Source organism: Atopobiaceae bacterium, from assembly GCA_022483015.1.
Classification (GTDB): Bacteria; Actinomycetota; Coriobacteriia; order Coriobacteriales; family Atopobiaceae; genus JALCUE01.
The window spans coordinates 1,068,842-1,078,687 of sequence record JAKVOB010000001.1 but is presented as its reverse complement, the minus strand read 5'-3'; the positions used below and the strand labels follow the sequence as shown (position 1 = coordinate 1,078,687).

At 66.1% G+C, this 9,846-nt stretch carries 8 protein-coding genes; 4 read left to right on the top strand and 4 right to left on the bottom strand.

From position 1 onward, the window contains the following. Positions 1-39 precede the first annotated feature (39 nt). Entirely contained in the window at positions 40-1,545 is a 1,506-nt protein-coding gene (locus tag LKE50_04715) for an MFS transporter (GenBank protein MCH3967912.1), read from the bottom strand. Positions 1,546-1,868: 323 nt separating this feature from the next. Between LKE50_04715 and LKE50_04710 the strand changes: the two genes are divergently transcribed. Next, positions 1,869-2,105, top strand: a complete 237-nt coding sequence (locus LKE50_04710) for a glutaredoxin (GenBank protein ID MCH3967911.1) — start codon at positions 1,869-1,871, stop codon at positions 2,103-2,105. Between the two features lie 155 nt (positions 2,106-2,260). Here LKE50_04710 and LKE50_04705 read toward each other — a convergent pair whose 3' ends face one another. The 3 genes from LKE50_04705 to fumC all read right to left on the bottom strand — a co-directional run bounded on the left by LKE50_04705 (position 2,261) and on the right by fumC (position 6,776). Continuing rightward, complete coding sequence (locus tag LKE50_04705) at positions 2,261-4,066, bottom strand: ABC transporter ATP-binding protein/permease (protein MCH3967910.1); 1,806 nt, start codon at positions 4,064-4,066, stop codon at positions 2,261-2,263. A gap of 141 nt (positions 4,067-4,207) precedes the next feature. Next, entirely contained in the window at positions 4,208-5,383 is a 1,176-nt protein-coding gene (locus LKE50_04700) for an NAD-dependent malic enzyme (GenBank protein MCH3967909.1), read from the bottom strand. Between the two features lie 16 nt (positions 5,384-5,399). Beyond that, entirely contained in the window at positions 5,400-6,776 is a 1,377-nt protein-coding gene (gene fumC, locus LKE50_04695; protein ID MCH3967908.1) for a class II fumarate hydratase, read from the bottom strand. A 147-nt stretch (positions 6,777-6,923) separates the two neighbouring features. On the opposite strand from fumC, the gene LKE50_04690 reads away from it, so the two are divergent. The 3 genes from LKE50_04690 (at position 6,924) to LKE50_04680 (ending at position 9,838) form a co-directional block, all read left to right on the top strand. Beyond that, entirely contained in the window at positions 6,924-7,127 is a 204-nt protein-coding gene (locus tag LKE50_04690) for a hypothetical protein (protein MCH3967907.1), read from the top strand. 252 nt (positions 7,128-7,379) lie between these two features. Beyond that, positions 7,380-8,342 carry a hypothetical protein gene (locus LKE50_04685; protein MCH3967906.1) on the top strand — a complete coding sequence of 321 codons (963 nt, stop codon included), beginning with the start codon at positions 7,380-7,382 and terminating at the stop codon, positions 8,340-8,342. 320 nt (positions 8,343-8,662) lie between these two features. After that, positions 8,663-9,838 carry a cation diffusion facilitator family transporter gene (locus LKE50_04680; protein ID MCH3967905.1) on the top strand — a complete coding sequence of 392 codons (1,176 nt, stop codon included), beginning with the start codon at positions 8,663-8,665 and terminating at the stop codon, positions 9,836-9,838. The last annotated feature ends 8 nt before the right edge of the window (positions 9,839-9,846 follow it).

The window sequence follows — 9,846 nt, the reverse complement described above, 5'->3', positions numbered from 1 at the left end:
GACAGGTCGCGAGACGGCGAGTCGCCGAGGGCCCTCGGCCTATGCCCGCACACCCTCCCGACGCGCCCTGCCCGAGGCGTCCTTCTCGGATATGACCTGATCATCTGCCCCAGCCCCAGATGGCCCCTGCGATTGCGGAGGCATCGCCTTCTCGGTCCGCGCCTTGCGGGCATAGCCGACCGAGAGGGCGAGTCCTGCGGCGCCGATGACGGCGGCCACCAGCACCGCCTGGGCAAACCCCGCCGCCTCTGACGCCGACGCGGCAAGGCCGGAGGCCGCAGCCGAGGCGGCGCCGCTCGAGAGGATCCCCACGAAGAGCGACGGCCCGATGCTGGCGGCGATCATGACGAACGTGTTGAGCAGGGCTGTGCCGTGCGGGTACTCGTCCTGTGACAGGTGCCTGAGGCCGGCCGTCTGCGAGGGCGAGAGCACGAGCCCCACACCGGCATAGACCACCACGGTCGCCGCGACGACGAGCCCCATGGCGAGCGATTCCGAGACGGACCAGACCAGGACCTGCCCCACGACCACGAGGGCGAAGCCCACCGGCAGCAGCGGCCACCCGCCGCGGGCGTCCATGACACGGCCGCCCACCACCGAGGTCACGGCGTTCACCGCGATGGCAGGGAGGATGAGCAGGCCCGCCACGAGGGCATCGGTACCGCAGGCACCCTCGAAGTAGAGCGGCAGCAGCACGCTCATCGAGAAGGTCTCCATCATGGCCACGACCACGAGCAGGCAGGCAGGCCAGAAGCGGGGGTTGCGCATCGGGCGCAGGTCGAGCAGGGGCTCCGCGATGCGGCCCTGCCTGCGCACGAAGAGTGCGAGGACCACGAGCGCCACGACAAGCGCACCCAGGGCAAGCGGCAAGGCGCACGTGAGCTCCGAGAGCCCATAGACGAAGCAGGTGAGGCCCACGGAGAGCTCGACCAGCGAAGGCACGTCGAGCGTGGCCGCCTGCGGCGTGGAGACGTCCTCGACCACGCGGACGCCGACGAGGGCGAGCACCGCCATGGCAAGGGCCGGCAGCACGAAGATCGCCCGCCAGCCGAAGAGCGTCGCCGCAAGGCCGCTGATGACGGGGCCGAAGGCTGGCCCCAGCGTGATGCAGGCGCCACCTATGGAGAGGAACAGTCCCATCCGCTGCTTGGGGGCGACCGCCAGCACCACGTTCATCATGAGCGGGAAGAGCATGCCGGAACCGATGGCCTGGATGATGCGGCACGGCAGCAGCACCGCGAAGGTCGGCGCCACATAGCAGGCGACCTCACCCACGAGCAGGCAGGCGGAGGCCACGAAGAAGAGCCTCCGGGTGGAGAGGCGACGCGAGAGGAACGCCATCGAGGCCGTGACGATGGAGGCGAGGACCATGTAGCCGGTGATGAGCCACTGCGCGGTGGTGGCCCCCACGGAGAGGTCGCCCATGATGTCGACGAGCGCGACGTTGATGATGTTCTCGTTGAAGGCCGCGACGAACGCGGAGGCATACATCACCACCAGCAGCGGCATATGGCTGGATGTGGGGCGGGACGCAGATTGTGACATGCAGGGGACCGACCTTCCGTGAGGCTTGGGCATCTGGCAGCCACACGGGAGTCCTTATGGGCGTGCGGCTGCGTCAACTGGACTTACGTTGTCGAGAACCGCTCGTTGATGGGACCAGTATAGCAGGCGAGCGGGTGGGGCCCACAAAGTGAACAAGGTCGGCGCGCTGTGTGCTGACCCTCCTGCCGCCACCTGCGCCCGCCGGCCCATCAGGATGGTCGAGCTCGGCTCGCTGCGAATGGGAGCAACCGTTTGGGGGGATACGCAGTAAGGAAGCAACCGATGAGGCGGCGCCCCAGGTGCCGCGACCGAGAGGAGACCCCATGCCCGACCTCGTACTCTACAAGAAGGACACCTGCCCCTACTGCCGCAAGGTCATGCAATTCATCGCGCAGAACGGCATCACGCTGAAGAAGCGCGACATTCTGCGCGACCCCGAGGCCGCCGACGAACTCGTACGCGTTGGCGGCAAGAAACAGGTCCCCTGCCTGTTCATTGACGGCAAGCCCATGTATGAGTCGGACGACATCATCGCCTACCTCAAGACGCTCGCCTCGTAGACGGCGAGCCGATCGGTCGGCACGAAGGTGGTCGTCCCAGAGGATGGGGCGACCGCCTCGTTCTTCTCGGCGGGGCGGAGCTCGTACGGGACGCGGGCAGGAGGCAGGGCGGACGAGGCGTGCGGGGTCGGCCCCCCCTCCGCGCACAGCTACGACTACTCCGCGTCGAGGAAGGCACCCGTCTGGCGGCCCCAGAGCATGGCGTACTCGCCGTCCGCGGCGATGAGCTCGTCGTGCGTGCCGTCCTCCACGATTGCACCGTCCTCGAGCACCACGATGCGATCGAGCGAGGCCACCGTCGAGAGCCGGTGCGCCACCACGATGGACGTGCGTCCATGCATGAGGTTCACGAGGGCCCCCTGCACGGCCGCCTCGCTCTCGGAGTCGAGCGCGCTCGTGGCCTCGTCGAGCACGAGGATCGGCGCGTCGATGAGGATGGCACGGGCGATGGCCACGCGCTGGCGCTGGCCGCCCGAGAGCTTGATGCCCCTCTCGCCCACCATCGTGTCGAAGCCCTGCGGCAGCCGGTCGATGAACTCGAGCGCGTTGGCGTCGGCCGCGGCGGCACGGATCTCGGCATCGGTGGCGTCCGGACGACCGTAGGCGATGTTCTCGCGGATGGAACGATGGAAGAGCAGCGCCTCCTGCGGCACATAGGCGATCTGCCGGCGGAGGCTCTGCTGGGTGCAGGCCGAGATGTCCTGGCCGTCCACCAGGATCCGACCGTCCTGGATGTCCGAGAGGCGCAGCAGCAGCTTGGTCAGCGTGGTCTTGCCCGAGCCCGAGCGCCCCACGAGGCCGACCCGCTGGCCAGGCGCGATATGCAGGGTGAGGTCCTCGAAGACATGCTCGTGCGCCGCGGCGTCAGCATACGAGAAGCCCAGGTGGTCGAAGTCGATCCGGCCAGCCGTGACCGTCAGGGCCTGAGCGTCGGGCGCATCCTTGACCAGGAGCGGCTCGTCGAGCACGCGGGTCATCTCGGCGGCGTCGCCCAGGGCGGCATTGATGCGCTGCATCGTGGAGTTGATCATGTTGAAGCGCATGGTGAGCTGGTAGGTGTAGGTGAACATCATGACGAGGGTGCCCGCGGAGATGCCGAACCACGCGTTGCCGCCCACCATGAAGATCGAGACCACCAGCATGATGAGGGTGATGATGCCGCTCGTCATGAAGCCGCGACGCATGGTGGCGTTCATGCTCTTGGACTCCGCGTCACGCGTCTCGCCGTCGGCCTCGTCGAAGAGGTCCTTCTCGAAGTCCTCACGCCCGCAGGTCTTGACCGCGAGGATGTTGGTCACGGCATCGGAGAGGACGCCCGAGAGCTTGTTGCGGGCCGCACCCGTGGCGGCCGAGAGTGGCAGGATCTTCCGGTACATGATGGTGGCCACGGCCAGGTAGCCCACGAGCATGACCGACAGCACCGCCACGTAGCTGGGCACCACCGGCACCAGCGTGACGATGGTCGCCACGATGGCGGCCGCCGTGGGGATGACCGAGTAGGTGATGACGTCGACGAACGACGAGTAGGCTGCCATGAAGCGACTGGTCTGGCTCACGAGCGAGCCGCCGAATCGGCCGGCGTGGAAGGTGATCGACTGCTGCGAGAGGGTGTCGAAGCACAGGCGCGCCAGGTGGTAGTTGCCGTTGATCTCGAGCAGGTAGGTGGAATAGTCCTGCAGCTTGGAGCAGACCTGGCCCACGGCGTTCACCACGAGCAGCGCCAGCACATAGGGCGCGAAGACGTTCCAGACCTGGTCCGCCGGGACGGGCGCGGCCTGGACACGGTCGACGATGAGGCCCATCACATAGGTGTTGGCATAGGTGAGAAGCACGACGTAGCCCACCGATGTCACGATGGCCAGCACGAAGGCGCCCGGCCGGAGGCGCGTGACCTCCCAGAACCGCGCGAGCGTGCGGCGCGTCGTCGACTTGTCCCTCGTTGCCACCGTCTGCTGAGACATATGTTCCTCTCCCCTGCTTGATGAGAACAGGGTGACACAAGAGGGAGACAGGCGGAAGGCACGAAGGATGGGCGCAGCGGCGCGCATGCGGAGCGGCACGCGAGAGGGGCACGCGAGAGGGGCTACGCGGCGGCCACGGCCCTATATCCTGGCAAGGCCGCTCCTGCGTGCGGCATCGGCGACAGCCGAGGCCACGGCCGGCCCCACATGCGGGTCGAAGGCCTTGGGGATGATGTAGTCGGCCGAGAGCTCGTCGGGCGTCACGAGGTCGGCCAAGGCGTGGGCCGCCGCAATCTTCATGTCCTCGTTGATGTCAGAGGCCCGCACGTCGAAGGCGCCGCGGAAGATGCCTGGGAAGGCCAGCACGTTGTTGATCTGGTTGGGGTAGTCGGACCTGCCGGTCGAGACCACGGCAGCGCCGCCCGCCTTGGCATCGTCAGGGAAGATCTCGGGCGTGGGGTTGGCGCAGGCGAAGATGATGGAATCGCGCGCCATGGTCCTGACCATCTCGGTGGTGACGAGCCCCGGCGCAGACACGCCGATGAGCACGTCGGCCCCCGGCAGCACGTCGGCAAGCGAGCCCGAGAGGTGCCGCGGGTTGGTGACCTTGCTCATCTCGTCCTTGCTCCAGTTCATGCCCTCCGTGCGACCCTCGTAGATGGCACCATGACGGTCGCACATGATGATGTCTGACACACCAGCCTTGAGCAGCAGCTTCGTGATTGCTGTGGCAGCCGCACCCGCACCGGACACGACGATGTGGACCTGCTCGACCTGCTTGCCCACGACCTTGAGCGCATTGGTGAGGCCGGCGAGCGTGATGACGGCGGTGCCATGCTGGTCATCGTGAAAGATGGGGATGTCACAGCGCTCCTTGAGCTTGCGCTCGATCTCGAAGCAGCGCGGCGCCGCGATGTCCTCGAGGTTGATGCCGCCGAACGAGCCCGAGATGAGCGCCACGGCGTTCACGAACTCGTCGACGTCATGGGTGTTCACGCACAGAGGGAACGCATCCACCCCCGCGAACGACTTGAACAGCACGCACTTGCCCTCCATGACGGGCATGCCGGCGACCGGGCCGATGTCGCCCAGTCCCAGCACGGCGCTGCCGTCGGTGATGACGGCACAGAGGTTCCAGCGCCGCGTGAGGTCATAGCTCCTCTGGGGGTCGGCCTGGATCGCAAGGCAGGGCGCAGCCACGCCAGGCGTGTAGGCCAGGGACAGGTCGTCCTTGGTCTTCACGGGAACCGTCGCCTCGACCTCGATCTTGCCCTTCCACTGCTCATGAAGGCGAAGCGACTCGGCTGCGTAATCCATGGCTGCTTCCTCTCGGTCAGACCATCCTCTCGGGGTGGAACACATCATCGAACCCTTGTGCGGAGAGATACCCCAAATCGACGCACGCCTGTCTGAGCGACGTGCCATCCTCGTAGGCCTTGTGCGCCACCTCGGCGGCATGCTCGTAGCCGATGGTCGGCGAGAGGGCCGTGACCAGCATGAGCGAGTCGTGCAGGTTGGCGTCCATCTTCTCCCGGATGGGCTCGATGCCCACGGCGCACCTCTCGCGGAACGAGTCCATGGACTGCGAGAGGAGCCGCGCCGACTGCAAGAAGTTATAGATGAGCACCGGCATGAAGACGTTGAGCTCGAAGTTGCCCTGCGAGGCCGCCATGCCGACCGCGCAGTCGTTGCCCATGACCTGCACGGCCACCATCGTGACCTGCTCGCACTGGGTGGGATTGACCTTCCCAGGCATGATCGACGAGCCAGGTTCGTTGGCCGGGATGCGGATCTCGCCCAGGCCGTCGCGCGGGCCCGACGCGAGCCAGCGCACATCGTTGGCTATCTTCATCATGTCGGCCGCGAGCGCCTTCAAGGCACCGTGGGCCACCACGAGCTCGTCCTTCGAGGTGAGCGCATGGAACTTGTTCGGGGCCGTCGAGAAGCACACGCCCGTGAGCCCGGAGACCTTCTCGGCCACCAGGGTGTCGAAGCCGTCGGGGGCGTTGAGGCCCGTACCGACCGCGGTGCCACCCAACGCCAGCTCGTGGAGGGGCTTGGCCGCCGCCTCGATGAGTCCCGCGTCGCGCTCGAGGCTCGCGCGCCACCCCGAGACCTCCTGGCCGAAGGTGATGGGCGTGGCGTCCTGCAGGTGGGTGCGACCGCACTTGACCACATCGGCATAGCGGGCCTCGAGCTCGGCGAACGTCTGGGCGAGACGGCGCACGGAGGGCAGGACGTCACCCTCGAGCGCGCGAGCTGCGGCGATGTGCATGGCCGTGGGGAAGGTGTCGTTTGACGACTGGCTCATATTGACGTCGTCGTTGGGATGGAGCAGGCGGGTGCCCGCAACCTGGTTGCCACGGTTGGCGATGACCTCGTTGGCATTCATGTTGGACTGCGTGCCCGAGCCCGTCTGCCACACCACCAGGGGGAACTCCGCATCAAGGGCACCGGCCGCGACCTCGGAGGCAGCCGTGCTGATGGCCTCGAGCTTCTGCGCCGTCATGCGGTCGGGCACGAGCTCCCGGTTGGCCTCGGCCGCAGCCTGCTTCAGGACGCCGAAGGCATGGATGACCTCGGCGGGCATGGTCTCGAGGCCGACGCCTATGGGGAAGTTCTCATGGCTGCGCTCGGTCTGGGCACCCCAGAGGCGGTCAGCGGGGACCCGCACCTCTCCCATGGAGTCGTGCTCGACGCGATAGTCCATCTGGTCCTCCTTGCGAACGGATGCTGGGGGTGTGACACGACAGCTAGCGTACTCCCTCGCGCGCGCCGGCAAAGCCGACACGGGCGAACGACGTCAGGGGTATAACGAAGGCATCGGCAGGGCCACATCCGAGGAGCGCGAGGCCACATGACCACCGTGATCATATTCGTGGGAATCGTCGTGTTCGTCGCGATCATCGCCCTCCTGTTCAAGGGTGACGCCAACGAGCAGAGGCACCGTACCCCTGCCGACGATGCCCGCGAGCGTCAGGAGAACATCGACGCGACCGGCAATCCCGAGAGCATCGACGAGACCATGACCACCTGGAGCCACACCTTCCACGACAAGTAGCCGCATGCGGTGCGCGTCGCATACGGTCAGCAGACGTCACTCCCCCGTAGCAGCCACGACTGGTCGTTCTTCTCGGCTGCAGCATCATCAATGTTTGTCGATGCATTCCCTAGCGTTTCTTGCTCCGCTAAATCGCCAAGAACACTAGGGAATGCATCGACAAACGAAAGGGCATGGCATGCCGACTCCCCCAGGCACCCCACGGGTACGAACCCGTTATCCCGACACCACCCGCCACCGAGAGGGACCCGTATGCAGCACGCCATTGCCGCACAGATCGACGGATGGCTCGACGGCTCCGAGCGAATCGGCATCTGCACGCCCGTGCAGTCCGAGCGAATGCGACAAGCCATGATCAGGAGAGTCGGAAGCGACGTGCTCGTGCGTCCGTCCGATGGCCTCTTTGCCAGGAGACGCTCTTGGGAGGCACTGACGCGCATCGAGCAACATGTGCTGGTCGTACGGACCCTTGGGATGCTCCACATGGGCTGGACGTTCTCGCACCAGACGGCAGCGTTCGTCCATGGCCTCACGACCTCATACAACCTGCTCGAGACGATTCACGTGACGACATCCGTGCACAACCGCCAGCATGGAAGCGGTAACGTCGTGCGTCACAGCGCCACGAAGCTCAGATCGGAGCGGGTAGGCAACATCCAAGTGACGCCGATGGCCACCACGGTCATCGACTGTTGCCGCACGCTGGGGTTCTCGGAGGGACTCGCGATAGCGGACGCTGCGCTTCGCTCGGGCAGGGTGACCCGTGCAGACCTCGAGGCGGAGATTAGGACCCAAGGCAGACAGCACGGCATCAAGTTGGCAAGGATCACCATCTCATATGCGGATGGCCGCTCGGAGAACGGCGGCGAGTCGATCGCGCGAGCCATGATGCTCGGGCTGGGCTACGCCATCCCCGACCTGCAGGTTGATGTTACGGACCCACTCGATCAGGGACATGTCATGCGCCTGGACTACCTGTGGGAGCGACCCGACGGCTCCAAGGTCGCCGGCGAGCTCGACGGGCGTGACAAGTACGTCGACCCCTCCATGACGGGAGGGCGCAGCACGGCCGACGTCCTTCTCGCCGAGCGCCAGCGCGAGTCGCACATCAACGCGCTGGGCATCCCCGTGATGCGCTTCCAGTTCAAGGAAGTCTACGACCCGGTGGCTTTCTCGGCGAAGCTCGATGCCTTCGAGATCCCAAAGGCACCGTGACGGCAGCGGACCTGCCCTCTCTGCCACCGTGACATCATCAATGTTTGTCGATGCATTCCCTAGCGTTTCTTGCTCCGCTAAATAGCCAAGAACACTAGGAACTGCATCGACAAACGAAAGGACATCGGCGAGAAGGACCGGCACCAGGCCATGGACCCGGTCGACGGCACCTACGGCCCGCCTCTTCCCCATCGTCGCACCGCGTCGAGGCCTCCCGTGGCACCGCCAGGTGACTCCCCGCTTGCATCCTGGCTGCATGCGGCCATACTGGTCTGATTGGTGCCCGTGCGGTGCCAGATGCGAGGGAATGCGAGAGACACATGGTCGATTGGCTCATCAACAGGTTCGTGGCCCATGCCGACGACGTCGAGGACCCCGCCGTCCGCGAGGCCTACGGGCGTGTCGCCAGCATCGTGAGCATCATCTGCAACGTCCTCCTCTGCCTGGGCAAGGGCATCGTCGGCGCGCTGTCGGGCTCAGTCTCGATCGTGGCAGACGCCGTCAACAACCTCTCGGACGCGTCGAGCAACATCGTGACGCTCCTGGGGTTCCGCATGGCGAGTCGTCCCCCCGACGAGGAGCACCCCTACGGCCATGGCCGCTACGAGTACCTGTCAGGCCTCGTCATCGCCGTCATCATCGTGAGCATCGGCCTCGAGCTCCTCAAGACCTCGGCCGACAAGATCGCGAGCCCCACGGCGATCGAGTTCAGTGTTGCCGTGGTGGTGGTGTTGGTGGCATCGATCCTGGTGAAGACTTGGATGGCCGTGTTCAACCGCACGGCCGGACAACGCATCTCATCCACGGCGCTCGAGGCCACCGCAGCCGACTCCCGAAACGACGTCATCACCACGGGCGCGGTCCTCGCCGCGGCCATCATCTCGCACTATACGGGTATCGACCTCGATGGTTGGGCCGGTCTCGCCGTGGGCGCCTTCATCGTGGCGAGCGGCATCGGGCTCGTACGCGACACGATGAGCCCGCTGCTGGGCCAGGCCCCCGACCCCAAGCTCGTGGACCACATCCATACCAAGATCATGGGCTACCCCGGGGTGCTGGGCACGCATGACCTCATGGTGCACGACTACGGCCCCGGCCGGCAGTTCGCGAGCGCCCACGTCGAGATGGCCGCCGAGACGGACCCCCTCGAGAGCCACGACACCATCGATAACATCGAGCAGGACTTCCGCGAGCAGGACCATCTGGTCCTCGTCCTGCACTACGACCCCATCGTGACGACCGACCCCAAGGTGTCGGCCCTGCACGACGCCATCGCCACCGGCGTCAGGACCATCGACCCGCGCCTCACCATCCACGACCTCAGGTGCGTGCCTGGACCCACCCACACCAACGTTATCTTCGACTGCGTCCGTCCGCACGACCTCGACATGACCGACGAGGAGCTCAAGGCGGCCATCGCCCCCATCGTGCTCGCCGCCGAGCCCAAGGCCGTGCCCAAGGTCACCATCGACTCGAGCTACGTCTCGGCAAAATAGCCCCGGCT